Genomic DNA, 12,950 nt, shown 5'->3' on the forward strand with positions numbered 1-12,950 from the left:
ATCTGCGGCTTCGCCCCCATTGGGGCCGACGCCGGAGCCTTGCCGTCCTTGACCCCGTCCGATCGTTTGCCGTCGCTCGAAGCCGGTCCCGTTCTCTATGCCCGCGGCGCGACGCCCGTGGAATCGCAGCTGACCGTGCTGGCCGTGACGCGCGAGGGCGATCCTGCACCGGTGCTGGAACCCGAGGGCGGCGCGGCGCGCGCGATGACCCGCCGCGCCATGCTGTTCGGCCACGCGGTCTGGACCTCGGACTTCACGCTTCCGGCCAAGGACGCCGCGGCCTACCGCGTCAACGGCGAGCCGCACACGGTGCGCACGGACCTTGGCGGCGACCTGCGCGTCGCCTTCGTCTCCTGCAACGGGCAGGAGGAGGGCGACGAGGACCGCTCGCACGAGGACCGCGACGTCATGTGGCGCCGGTTGGCGCAGGAACACGAGAGCGACCCCTTCGTGCTGCTGCTTCAGGGCGGCGACCAGCTCTATGCCGACGAGGCGGTGAAGGCCCATCCCGAGACCGCCCGCTGGCACGAACTGCCGGTCGAGCGCCGGCCGGAGGTGGCGTGGGAGCCGGCGATGGCGGAGGCCGTGCGCGGCTATTTCTTCCGGCGCTATCTCCAGCTTTTCCGCCAGCCCGCGATGCGCATCCTCTCGGCCGGCGTGCCGACGATGATGATCTGGGACGACCACGACATTTTCGACGGTTGGGGCAGCCATCCCCCCGCGCTGCAGGAGAGCCCGGTGGCGCTCGGCCTGTTCGCCGCGGCGCGTGAGATGTTCGTCCTGTTCCAGCTCGGCGCCGGCCCGGATGCGTTGCCGACATGCGTGCCCGATGCCACGGGCGCCAGCCTCACCCACGCCGCGCGGTTTCCCGGCTTTGCGGTGATCCTCCCGGATCTGCGCTCGGAGCGAACGCCCGCCCGCGTCATGGGCGAAGCCGGCTGGCGGGCGCTGACCTCGGTGCTGGCCGAGGTTCCGGACGGCGACCGGCGGATCGTCGTTTCCTCGGTTCCCGCGCTCGGGCCCCGTCTCAGTCTCGTCGAGGCGCTGCTCGACTTCTATCCCGGCCAGCAGCAGTACGAGGACGACCTGCGCGACCAGTGGCAGAGCCGCGGCCACCGCGCCGAATGGATCCGCTTCCTCACCGCGCTGGAGCGCGAGGCGATCGAGCGCGCGGGACCTTTGACGGTGGTGTCCGGCGAGATCCATCTGGCGACGCGCGGCGAGATGCGCCTTCGCGACGGCACGGCGATCCACCAGCTCGTGGCGTCGGGCATCACCCATCCCAAACCGCCGCGGGCGATGGCGATCGGCCTCGGCCTCCTGTCGCGCCTCGGCCACGCGCCGCTGCGCGGGCGCCCGGTGCGCCTGAAGGCTCTGCCCGGCAAGAGCGCAACCTACACGGCCGAGCGCAACTATCTGGTGCTGACGCGCCGCGCGGATCGCTGGAGCGCGGCCTGGGAACTGGAGGAAAGCGGGCGCACGCCCGCCCTTGACGTCTGAGAGCCGAGGTCTGCAAGCCGGCTCCGACGAAGGGAGGGGTGGCGAGGGGCGGAGACGAGCGTTAAGGAGGGTCGATAGCCCACGATCCACCTTGCCCGTCCGCGCCGCTGCGCGGGTTTTCCGAGCGTCCATGATTTCGCAGAGAGCCAAGTATGCGCTGCGCGCGCTGACCCTTCTGGCCCGCCGGGGAACGGCGATGAGCACCGCCGAGATTGCGGAGGCGCAGTCGATCCCCCGCAAGTTTCTCGAGCAGATCCTCGTCGATCTCAAGCGCGACGGCCTGCTGCAGAGCCGGCGCGGCCAGCATGGCGGCTACGCGCTGCTGCGCCCGGCTGAGGCGATCACCTTTGGCCATGTGCTGCGGCTCGTCGACGGGCCGATCGCGCCGCTCCCCTGCCTCAGTCGCACCGCCTACCGGCGCTGCGTCGACTGCGCCGACGAGGGGACCTGCGAAATCCGCCGCGTCTTCGCACGGGTCGCCGCCTCGGCGCGCGAGGTCCTGGATCGCACCACCCTCGCCGACGCGCTGGCCGAAGATCCGGCGCTGGACGAACTCGTGGCGTGACGCTCAGCCTGCGGCGTTGACGCCGAAGGAGAAGTGCGGCGCGTGGGCGACCGAAGACAGCGCCGGGCCGGCGGCGGTCGCGTAGCGCTTCGGGTCGGGGCCCCGCAGGCTTTCGGCGAGGATCGCGGCGTCCTCCCAGCGTCCGAAGCCGCTGGCCGGGTTGATGTGGCCGGCGCGGCCGAGATCGAGGAAGCCCGATCCCCAGGCATCGGCGAAGGACCGCGCGGTGGCGATGGTCATGAACGGATCGTCCTGCGAGGCCACGACGATCGAGGGGAAGGGCAGGGGCTCGCGCGGGATCGGCGCGAAGCTCTCGAACCGGGCGTCGGCACGGGCCATGCGCGCGGCATCGGCCGGCGCCACGAGAAGCGCGCCCGCGACATGCGCCGCGGCCGGGCGCCGCGCCAGATGCGCCACGAGCACGGCGCCGAGACTGTGGGCGACGAGCACCGCGCCGGGCGTCGCCGCCAGATGCGCCTCCAGCGTGTGCAGCCAGTCGGAAAGACGCGGGGTCTCCCAGTCCTCCTGTTCGACGAGCACCGCGTCCGGCTCCTCGTCGGCCAAGAACCGCTGCCAATGTCCGTTCTCCGAACCCCGGAAGCCAGGGATCACAAGGGTCCGCGTCATCGTCGTCGCTCCTGCCGCCTCACTTGGGGCCAAGCTACCGAATGCGACGGATGATCCCCAACAAAAGCATACTGAATTGGTGGGGATATGGAGGCGATCGTTTCTGCCCCGTGGCCGATCGCAGGACGAGGCCGGTTTCCCTCACGGCATGACCGGCCAGAAGAAGGAGATGAGCGGCACGCCGACGAAGAGAACGATGAGCGAGAGCGGCAGGCCGAGGCGCCAGTAGTCGCCGAACCTGTAGCCCCCCGGCGCCATCACGATCGTGTTGCACTGGTGGCCGATCGGCGTGAGGAAGTCGCAGGCCGAACCCAGCGCCACCGCCATCAGGAAGGGATCGGGACTCAGGCCGAGGCGCAGCGCGATGCCCGCCGCGATCGGCCCGAGCATCAGCACGGTCGCGGCATTGTTGAGGAAGGGTGTCACCGCCATGGCGAGGATCGTCACCATGAAGAGCGAGGTGAGCGGCGACAGGCCCTCCAGGATGCCCGACAGCCAGCCGGCGATGAGGTCGGTGCCGCCGGTGGTCTGGATTGCCTCCGAAAGCGGGATGAGCGCGGCGAGCAGCACGATCACCGAGGCCTCGACCGTGTTGTAGGCCTCGTGCATGCTCATGACGCGCATGAGAAGCAGGATCACGGCGGCGCCGAAGAAGGCCGCGACGGCGCTGACGAGCCCGGTGGCGGTGAGGATCATCGCGACGGCGAGAACGCCGAGCGGCAGGAAGGAGCGACGATTGCGCCCCAGCACGATCGAGCGCTCGGCAAGCGGCAGGATACGCAGGGCGGCGAGCGCCTGCGGCACCGTCTCGCTCGTACCCTTCAGCACGAGGACGTCGCCCTCGCGCAGCCGAACGGACGCGAGGCGCTGCTCGATATTGGTGTTCGCCCGGCTGACGGCGAGGATCGAGACGCCGTGCGCCGATTCCAGGCCCAGCTTGCCGATGCGCGACCCGATCACCGGCGATTGCGGCGTCACCACGCCCTCGACGACGCTCTCGCTTTCGATGTCGGTGCGCCCCGCCGGCAGGTCTCCGGTGAGTTGCAGGCCGGCCCGCGCCACGGCGCGCTCGATGCCCTCGGGCTCGCCGCCGATGAGAAGGAGATCCCCGGCCTTCACAACCATGCCGGGTTCGGGCGCCATGCGGCGGAAGCGCTCGCGGATGACGGTGCGCACGAGAATGTCGTTGTCGGCGGCGGCTTCCAGGTCGGCGATCGTGCGCCCGGCGATCGGCGAGCCCTCGAAGATCTCGGCCTCGGCGGTGTAGGCGTCCATCGCGAAGGCGTCGCCCATCGAGCCGCCGGCCCGGCGCTTGGGGATGAGGCGTGAGGCGAAGGCGAGGAAGATGAAGCCGACGAACACGACGCCGAGGCCCACCGGGGCGTAGTCGAACATGCGAAAGGGCTCGCCGGTGACGTCCTGCCGGATCTTCGAGACGATGATGTTGGGCGAGGTGCCGACGAGGGTGACGAGGCCGCCGATGAGCGAGCCGAAGGCCATCGGCATCAGCAGCTGCGAGACGGAGGTGCCGTTCTTGCGCGCGACCTGCGCGGCGACGGGCATGAACATGGCGAGCGCGCCGACGTTCTTCGTCACCATCGAGAGGAGGGTGACGGCGCCGACGAGCACGGTCACCTGCCGCTGCGCCGTCTTCATGTGCGGCATCAGCGGGCGCATGATGTCCTCCACCACGCCCGAGCGTGCGATGGCGGCACTGACGAGGAGCGCTGAGACGACGATCACCACGACGTCGTCGGAGAAGCCGGAGAACGCCGCCTTGATCGGCACGATCCCGGTCGCCACGCCGGCGAGGAGGCCCAGCAGCGCGATGAGGTCGTAGGGAAGACGCCCCCAGACGAATCCGGCGACGGTCAGTCCGACCAATCCGAAGGCCAGGGCTTGGTCGAGGGTCATGAAGCCAGCGTCTCGCATGAAAAAAGGCGTTGCGACGAAGGCCGTCCCGTCGAACGAAACGCCGGGTTCGGCGTTGTCGCACGTGGCGCGGCATCCAGTCCCGCTTCGCCCGGGGGATGATGATGACGAAGAATGGCGTCGGAAACGGTTCCGACAATATGGCCGCGGGCGATGGGGCGCCGGGATTGGGCCGAACCGCGATCTTCGCGGGCCTGCTCCTGATGATCGCCATCGGCGCCTTCGGCTGGACCCTCTGGCAGTCGAGCCAGCGTGATGCCATCACGCAGGCCAACACGCAGGTGATCGCGGAGGCCGAGCGGCTTCTCTCGATGATGGCGAGCCTCGAATCCTCGACGCGCGGCTACGTGTTGGTCGGCACGCAGGAATTCCTCGATCCGTTCGCGCAGGCCGAGGCCGGCCTGGAGGCGCAGTTCACCCGTATGGCGGCGCCTTGGGCGCTGGCCGACGCCGATCCCGATCGCCTTCGGCGGCTGGAGACGCTGGTCGCCGAGGAAACCGCCTTCGAGAACAGGGTCGTCCAGGCTCGCCGCGAGCAGGGCTTCGAGCCCGCCGCCGAACTCGTGCGCAGCGGCCAGGGCAAGGCGATCATGGACCAGATCCGCGCCGAGATCGCCACGGCGCAGCGCAATGCGGTGATGCGCGTCGATTCCGGGTCCGCGGTCGCCGCGCGGAATGCGACGATCTCGAACATCGCGTTCCTCGCCGCCATACTGTCCGCTGCGGCGCTCGCCGTCCTCGCCTTCCGCCGCCACCTCGAAGGTCAACGCGCCGCCAGCCTCCTCACCTCGGTCCTTCAGAACTCCCCGGTCGGTGTCGGCTTCGTCGATAAGAACCTCAAGATCGGCCGCCTCAACGCCGCTTTCGTCAATGCCGGCGGCGCGCTCGGCCGCACGGTGCGCGTCGGCGACAGTCTGCCCGATCTCTTTCCTGACGAGCGCAAGCGTCTGGATCGTATGCTGGATGAGACGATGCGCCGGGGCACGGTCCATTCCGACATCGAACTGCGCACCGGCGAGGGAGACGCGGAGGCGATCTATCTCGCCAGCTTCTACCCGCTGCGGAACGAAGGCCGGGCGGCGGACACGATGGGCATCGGCGTTGTCCTGATCAACGCCACCAAGCGCATCCGCGCCGAGCGCTTTCTCGCCCAGTCCGAGGGTCGCTTCCGCTCGCTCATCGAGGCCACCTCCGCGATCGTCTGGTCGGCGCCCTCGTCCGGCCGGTTCAGCGGCGATCAGCCGGGCTGGGCCGCCTTCACGGGACAGAAGGAAGAGCAGTTTTCCGACTATGGCTGGACCGACGCTATTCATCCCGACGATCGCAAGCGCTCCTCGGAAGCGTGGACTAAGGCCGTCGCGTCGAAGTCTCCCTACAAGGTCGAGCATCGCGTGCGCCGCTCCGATGGCGAGTGGCGCGACATGCTGGCGCGTGCCGCCCCCATCGTCGGCGAGGACGGCGCGATTCGCGAATGGATCGGCACCCACACCGACGTGACCGATCAGAAGCGCACGGCCGCCGAGCTTGGCGAGACCAATCTCCAGTTCCGGGCAATTGCCGATAATATCCCGCAGTTCGCCTGGATCGCCCAGCCGAATGGCGAGATCCACTGGTACAATCAGCGGTGGTTCGACTACACCGGCAAGACGTTCGCCGACATGAAGGGGTTCGGCTGGCAGAGCGTCCACCATCCCGACCACATCACCCGCGTCGCCGAGGGGCTGAAGAGCCGCTTTGCCGCCGGAGAGCCCTGGGAGGACACGTTCCCGCTGCGCGGCGCCGACGGCGCCTATCGCTGGTTCCTGTCGCAGGCCAACCCGATCCGCGACGAGAACGGGGTGATCGTACGCTGGTTCGGCACCAACACCGACGTCACCAGCCAGCGGGCCGCAGAACAGGAACTGGCGGCGGCCAAGGAGGCGGCCGAGAACGCCAACCGCGCCAAGAGCCAGTTCATCGCCAACATGAGCCATGAGCTGCGCACGCCGCTTTCGGCCGTCATCGGCTATGCCGAGATGCTGGAAGAGGAGGTCGAGGACCTCGGCGAGAAGCATCTTCTCGCCGATCTCAAGAAGATCGAGGGCAATGCGCGCCATCTCCTGAGCCTCATCAACGACGTCCTCGATCTTTCGAAGATCGAGGCGGAGCGCATGGACACCTACGCCGAGACGTTCGATCTCCAGACGGTGATGGACGAGGTGGCCTCCACCGTCGGCTCGCTCGTCGCCAAGAAGAACAACCGCCTGACGGTGGAGCACGACGGTCAGCTCGGAAGCGTCCACACCGACCAGGTGAAGCTGCGCCAGTGCCTCATCAACCTCCTGTCGAACGCCTCCAAGTTCACCGAGGAGGGCGAGATCACAATGCGTGCGCGCCGCACCTCCGACGACGGGCGCGACTGGATCTCCTTCGAGGTGTCGGACAGCGGTATCGGCATGAGCCAGGAGCAGGTCGGCCGTCTGTTCGAGCGCTTCGCGCAGGCCGACAGTTCGACCACGCGCAAGTTCGGCGGCACCGGTCTCGGCCTTGCCATCACCCGAGCCTTCTGCAGACTGCTCGGCGGCGATATTGGTGTCCGGTCGACGGAAGGGCAGGGAACGACGTTCACGATCCGCATTCCCGCGCAGATCTCCGACACGCCGGACGAGGATGCCGCTCCCGCCCCGGAGCTTCCGGTCGAAGCGTCGGAGCGCCACGCATCGGCGGGCCTCGTCCTGGCGATCGACGACGATCCGCATGCCCGCGAACTCGTGGTGCGCTTCCTGACGAAGGAGGGCTTCGCCGTCCGCACTGCGGCGGATGGTCTTTCCGGACTCGAGATGGCGCGGCTGCTGAGGCCCGACGTGATCCTCCTCGACGTGACCATGCCGAAGATGGATGGCTGGACGGTGCTGACCGAGTTGAAGGCCGATCCCGAGCTCGCCGGCATTCCCGTGGTGATGATCACCATCCTCGACGAGCACTCGCTTGGCTACGCGCTCGGCGCCTCCGACTACCTGCTGAAGCCCGTGGAATGGAACCGGCTGAAGTCGGTGATGACGCGCTACCGCACCCCCGACAACTCGCTGATTCTCGCGGTGGACGACGACGAGGACGCCCTCCAGCGCACCGCCACGATGCTGGAGCGCGAAAATCTCAACGTCGTGACGGCGCTGAACGGCGAGGAGGCGCTGGAGCGCGTTGCCCTGGAACGGCCCGGCCTGATCCTTCTCGACCTCGTCATGCCCGTAATGGACGGCTTCGGCTTCCTGCATGCGCTTCGGTCGCGCGAGGAATGGCGCGACATTCCCGTCATCGTCCTCACCTCGAAGGATCTGACGACGGACGAGTTCAACCAGCTTCAGGGGCAGACGAAACAGATCCTGACGAAGGGCGACGTCGACCTGAGGGACCTTGCGGCGCAGATCCGCGTTATGGTCCAAGCGAACACACAAGATGATGATGGCAAGGACCCGCAGGCTCAGCAGGTCGAACTGGAGGTTCTCCCATGACACGTATCCTGCTCGTCGAAGACCACGAGGAAATCTGGGACTTCCTGTCGCGGCGTCTGCAGCGGCGCGGCTACGAGGTGATCCTTGCCCATGACGGCCAGGACGGGGTCGACAAGACCCGCGTCGCCAATCCCGACATCGTGCTGCTCGACATGAATCTGCCCGTGCTCGACGGCTGGACCGCGGCCAAGACCATCCGGGCCGACAGTTCCATTCCGCGCGTGCCGATCATCGCGCTCACCGCCCACGCTATGTCGGGCGACCGTGAGAAGACGCTGGCGGCCGGCTGCGACGACTACCATGCCAAGCCCGTCGACTTCTCCCGCCTGCTCGGCCAGATCGAGGCGCTGCTGCCGGCCAAGGCGGAAGCGGCGCAGTAGTCGTGCGCGGCGGGGCAGGGGATTTCTCATGAGCTTCGAATGGCTCTGGCGTTTCGCCGGCCGGGCGGCAGGTCCGCGCGACGGGCAGGGCCTGTCGCTGGAGGCGATCGACGCCGACCTGTCGCTGGGCTCGGCAACGGCGTCGACGTTGGCGAGCGCTCCCGCGCCATCTACGGCCGTGCCGGGGCGCAGAGACAGCGTCGAGGCGACGATTGCCGCCAAGTTGCTGGGAGCCCACCTTGCCAACCGGCACCAGACGTCCTTTCCGCTAACGCTCGATTTCGGATCCCTGTCGGAAGATGAGGGAGCAATGCTCGTCGATTTTGTGGCGGCGGCCCTCGCGGCCGACGGCATCGACGATGCCGAGCGGACCCGGCGCGCCGGCGAGATGCTGCGACGTGTCGGCGCATCGGCCGAGCAGGTCGGGCGACTGATCGAGGGACACGCCGCGATCGCCACTGGCGATCTGGCGACCGCCGCGCTCCGCCATGACAAGGCGGCCCATGCCTATGCGGTTTCGCTCCTCACCGTCGGCTCGCGCTCGACGGTCGGGCAATTGTATCTGACCTATCTCGCCGCCCGCCTCGGGCTGACGCAGCAGGTGGCGGGAAGCCTCAACCGGCGCTTTCGCGGCTGAGGTCCTGCAGGGCGGACTGAACCGTCTGCGATTCCACCAGAAGCTTGCGCGAAAGATCGGCGAGCGTCACCCAGCCGACCACCGCCCCTGCCTCGTCGCGCACCACGAGCCGCCGGACGCGGTGGGCGCCCATGAGGTCCATTGCCGTCTGAATGCTGTCGTCGCGGCGGCACCCGATCACCGGCGTCGACATGATGTCGGTTGCCGTCACCGCCTTGGGGTCGAGCCCGCGCGCCACCACCCGATACAGAATGTCGCGGTCGGTGACGACGCCGAGGATTTCGCTCTCCGACCCGATCGGCAGGCCGCCGACGTCGAGATCCCCCATCATCACGGCCAACTCGCTCGCGGGGTCTTCCGCACCGGCGAATTCGACGTGCCGGGTCATGACGGATTCGATCTTCAAGGCAGGTATTCCCGATGGAGGAGAGACGCGGACACAACGCATTGCACTGCGAAGAGTTCGAGCGATCCGAGGAACCAAAGCGCCGATCGCCGCTTTTCCCCGTGCAGCATTCCATCTTAGAGGCGGGACATCTCCTTGAACATCCTGAACACGGCGAAGTCGTTCGCGTCGGACCACGGCAAGCCGGGCGTCCAGAAATCACGCGTCGAGGCCGGACGGCCACACCCGCGCGGCGCCAACTGGGACGGGCGCGGCGTCAACTTCGCGCTTTTCTCCGCCAACGCGACGAAGGTCGAACTGTGCCTGTTCGACGAGACGGGCACGACCGAACTCGAGCGCATCGTCCTCCCGGAATACACGAACGAGGTGTTCCACGGCTATCTGCCGGACGCGCGCCCCGGCCTCGTCTACGGCTACCGCGTCCACGGCCCCTACGAGCCTGCCGCCGGTCATCGCTTCAACCCCAACAAGCTTCTCCTCGACCCCTATGCCAAGCAGCATGTGGGCGAACTGACCTGGGATCACGCGGTCTTCGGCTATACGATCGGCCATCCCGACGGCGACCTGTCGTACGACGAGCGCGACTCCGCGCCCTTCGTGCCGAAGTCGCAGGTCATCGATCCCGCCTTCACCTGGGGTGACGAGCGCCGTCCGAACGTGCCGTGGGAGCGCACGATCTTCTACGAGACCCACGTCAAGGGCTTCACCCAGCGCCATCCGTCGGTGACGGACCGCGAGCGCGGCAAGTTTGCCGGTCTCGCGAACCACGACGTCGTCAAGTATATCCAGAGCCTCGGCGTCACCTCGGTCGAGTTGCTGCCGATCCACGCCTTCGTCGACGACAGCTATCTCGTCGAGAAGGGTCTGCGGAATTTCTGGGGCTACAACACGCTCGGCTTCTTCGCGCCGGATCCGCGCTACATGGCCGGCCCGTTCGTCAACGAGTTCAAGGAACTCGTCTCGACCTTCCACCATGCCGGGCTCGAGGTCATTCTCGACGTCGTCTACAACCACACCGCCGAGGGCAACGAGAACGGCCCGACGCTCTCCTTCAAGGGCATCGACAACGCATCGTATTACCGGCTCATGCCGGACAACAAGCGCTACTACATCAACGACACCGGCACGGGGAACACCGTCAACACCAGCCACCCTCGCGTCATGCAGCTGGTGACGGACAGCCTGCGCTATTGGGCCGGTGAGATGCGGGTCGATGGCTTCCGATTCGATCTCGCGACCATTCTGGCGCGTGAGCCACATGGCTTCTCGGAAGAGTCGTCTTTCCTCCACGCCTGTATGCAGGATCCCCTGCTGACGCAGGTGAAGCTCATCGCCGAGCCGTGGGACTGCGGTCCGGGCGGCTATCAGGTCGGTCGTTTCCCGCCCGGCTGGGCGGAATGGAACGACGGCTACCGCGATACGATCCGCTCCTACTGGCGCGGTGACGAGGGCAAGGTTCCCGCCGTCGCCTCGAAGATCAGCGCGTCCGCCGATCTCTTCGACAAGCGTGGGCGTCGTCCGTGGTCGTCGGTGAACTTCATCACCGCGCATGACGGTTTCACCCTGCACGATACCGTCTGCTACAACGACAAGCACAACGAGGCGAACGGCGAAGACAACCGCGACGGCCATTCGCACAATCTCTCGAACAACTACGGCGTCGAGGGTCCGTCCGAAGATGCCGCACTGACGGACGTCCGCTTCCGCCAGCTGCGCAACTTCTTCACGACCCTTCTCTTCTCGCGCGGCACGCCGATGATCCTGGCGGGCGACGAGTTCGCCCGCACGCAGAACGGCAACAACAACGCCTATGCGCAGGACAACGAGATCGGCTGGGTGAACTGGGACGTGACGCCGGACGGCGTCGATCTCGCCGAGTTCGTCCAGAAGCTGATCATGGTGCGTCAGGCGCTGCCGATGCTGCGTCGCGGACGCTTCCTGCACGGCACGTTCGACGAGGAGATCGGCGTCAAGGACGTGACGTGGATCTCGCCTGGCGGCGGCGAGATGCAGGACTCCGAATGGAACGACAAGGGCGCGCGCTGCTTCGGCGTTCTGCTCGACGGACGTGCGCAGGACGAGGGCATCCGCCGTCTCGGCTCGGACGCGACGATGTTGATGGTGCTCAACGCCCACCACGACGTCGTCAACTTCAAGCTGCCTGCCGCCCCCGGTGGCCTGCGCTGGCGCTCGGTCATCGACACCAACGCCCCCAACCGCAGCGACCTCGTACCGTTCGAGTTAGGCACCGAGTACATGACCACGGGCCGCTCGTTCCTCGTCTTCCTGCTCGAGCCGGAAGATGGTCACCCGACTTCGGAGGCGTCGCACCGGGCGTTCACGCATGTGAGCGAGGCCTTCGACAAGGCTTCGAGCGATCGGGTGCATTTCGTGGAACCCGCGAAGGGCTGAATGAACGTCCTTCGGATGGAATGATGAAAGGGCCGCATCGTGGGATGCGGCCCTTTCTCTTTGGGTGAGGCCAACTGTGAGGGGGACTTACGAGGTCGCACGGGGTGCCGAACCACTTGCCTGTCCGTGCAAGAAGGGACGTCCGCCCTTGAACGGTTTTGTGGTGCGCGCGGGTCGTCTAGGCTATGCGACGGGCATGTCGCGCTTCACTATCCTCCTCGCAGGCCCGATCCTGCCGACGCCGGCGCTGCGCAACGCCGTTGCCGGGACGCGAGCCATCGCGGCCGATGCGGGCATCCGCCACGCGGCATCGCTCCACCTCGTGCCCGAACTCTGGATCGGCGATTTCGACTCGGCGCCCGACCCTGCCGTCGGCACTGGTATTCCCCGTGAAACCTTGCCGCGCGACAAGGCGCTGACCGATGGTGAACTGGCCATCGCCGCGGCTCTTGCCCGCGGCGCGACGTCGCTCCTTCTTGTGGGCGCGCTCGGTGGACGGAGCGACCATGCGTTCTCCAACCTCGTGATCGCGTTGAGGGAGGCGGAGGCCGGACGCACGATCGAACTCTTCGACGGGCGCGAACGAGGCTGGCCGCTGGCACCGGGCTTCCGCCGATACGACGCAGCCCGGGGCGCCCAGTTCTCGATCCTGAAATTCTCCGACCTCGCCGGCCTGACGATCCACGGCGCCCGCTTTCCGCTGGACGCCGTGGATCTTCCCTTCGCTTCGATCCTCACCCAGTCGAACGAAGCCGAAGGCCCACTGGAGATCGGCCTTACCCATGGCCGCGCGATCCTCCTCCTGCAGGCCGACCCGACGGTCCGTTGACCACCAGACAGCGTCTCGCGACCCATCGCCCCCTTTGCTCCCGTGCAAGGGATCGCGTATAAGCGACCGCAGGGTCCCATAGCTCAGCAGGATAGAGCACCAGATTCCTAATCTGGGGGCCGCTGGTTCGAATCCAGCTGGGATCACCAACGAATTCAGTGCGTTAGCCTG

At 67.4% G+C, this 12,950-nt stretch carries 10 protein-coding genes and 1 tRNA gene; 8 read left to right on the plus strand and 3 right to left on the minus strand.

Translation table 11 applies throughout. The features are described 5' to 3' along the window. Positions 1–48 precede the first annotated feature (48 nt). Together AUL33_RS08860 and AUL33_RS08865 are read left to right on the plus strand one after the other, a co-directional pair. Positions 49–1,500: an alkaline phosphatase D family protein gene (locus AUL33_RS08860; RefSeq protein ID WP_062206697.1), complete on the plus strand. Its 1,452-nt coding sequence runs from the start codon at positions 49–51 to the stop codon at positions 1,498–1,500. Between the two features lie 130 nt (positions 1,501–1,630). Beyond that, positions 1,631–2,065 carry an Rrf2 family transcriptional regulator gene (locus AUL33_RS08865; RefSeq protein ID WP_062206702.1) on the plus strand — a complete coding sequence of 145 codons (435 nt, stop codon included), beginning with the start codon at positions 1,631–1,633 and terminating at the stop codon, positions 2,063–2,065. A gap of 3 nt (positions 2,066–2,068) precedes the next feature. Here AUL33_RS08865 and AUL33_RS08870 read toward each other — a convergent pair whose 3' ends face one another. Together AUL33_RS08870 and AUL33_RS08875 are read right to left on the minus strand one after the other, a co-directional pair. After that, positions 2,069–2,692 (minus strand): alpha/beta hydrolase, encoded by a 624-nt coding sequence (locus tag AUL33_RS08870; protein WP_062206707.1) that lies wholly within the window; start codon positions 2,690–2,692, stop codon positions 2,069–2,071. A gap of 141 nt (positions 2,693–2,833) precedes the next feature. Then, complete coding sequence (locus AUL33_RS08875) at positions 2,834–4,606, minus strand: SLC13 family permease (RefSeq protein ID WP_062206712.1); 1,773 nt, start codon at positions 4,604–4,606, stop codon at positions 2,834–2,836. A 122-nt stretch (positions 4,607–4,728) separates the two neighbouring features. Here AUL33_RS08875 and AUL33_RS08880 point away from each other — a divergent pair, with 122 nt between their 5' ends. From AUL33_RS08880 to AUL33_RS08890, 3 genes are read left to right on the plus strand one after another with little or no spacing between them, the layout of a single operon-like run. Continuing rightward, entirely contained in the window at positions 4,729–8,115 is a 3,387-nt protein-coding gene (locus AUL33_RS08880) for a response regulator (RefSeq protein ID WP_192843165.1), read from the plus strand. Next, a complete protein-coding gene (locus tag AUL33_RS08885) occupies positions 8,112–8,495 on the plus strand; it encodes a response regulator (RefSeq protein ID WP_062206717.1) in 384 nt (127 codons plus the stop codon). Before AUL33_RS08880 ends, AUL33_RS08885 begins: the two co-directional genes overlap by 4 nt. Positions 8,496–8,523: 28 nt before the next feature. Continuing rightward, positions 8,524–9,132 carry a DUF533 domain-containing protein gene (locus AUL33_RS08890; protein ID WP_062206719.1) on the plus strand — a complete coding sequence of 203 codons (609 nt, stop codon included), beginning with the start codon at positions 8,524–8,526 and terminating at the stop codon, positions 9,130–9,132. On the opposite strand, the gene AUL33_RS08895 is transcribed toward AUL33_RS08890, so the two are convergent. Then, the gene (locus AUL33_RS08895) at positions 9,110–9,538 is read right to left on the minus strand and encodes a CBS domain-containing protein (RefSeq protein ID WP_082652455.1); all 429 of its coding nucleotides are present in this window, start codon (positions 9,536–9,538) and stop codon (positions 9,110–9,112) included. The genes AUL33_RS08890 and AUL33_RS08895 overlap by 23 nt on opposite strands. 135 nt (positions 9,539–9,673) lie before the next feature. Between AUL33_RS08895 and glgX the strand changes: the two genes are divergently transcribed. The 3 genes from glgX to AUL33_RS08910 all read left to right on the plus strand — a co-directional run bounded on the left by glgX (position 9,674) and on the right by AUL33_RS08910 (position 12,928). Continuing rightward, positions 9,674–11,950, plus strand: coding sequence for a glycogen debranching protein GlgX (gene glgX / locus AUL33_RS08900; RefSeq protein WP_374754415.1), 2,277 nt, complete (start codon positions 9,674–9,676; stop codon positions 11,948–11,950). Between the two features lie 196 nt (positions 11,951–12,146). Continuing rightward, positions 12,147–12,779 carry a thiamine diphosphokinase gene (locus tag AUL33_RS08905; protein WP_062206722.1) on the plus strand — a complete coding sequence of 211 codons (633 nt, stop codon included), beginning with the start codon at positions 12,147–12,149 and terminating at the stop codon, positions 12,777–12,779. Between the two features lie 72 nt (positions 12,780–12,851). Then, positions 12,852–12,928, plus strand: a tRNA-Arg gene (locus AUL33_RS08910). Positions 12,929–12,950 lie beyond the last annotated feature (22 nt).

This window comes from Aureimonas sp. AU12 (assembly GCF_001463705.1).
In the GTDB taxonomy this organism is placed as follows: domain Bacteria; phylum Pseudomonadota; class Alphaproteobacteria; order Rhizobiales; family Rhizobiaceae; genus Aureimonas.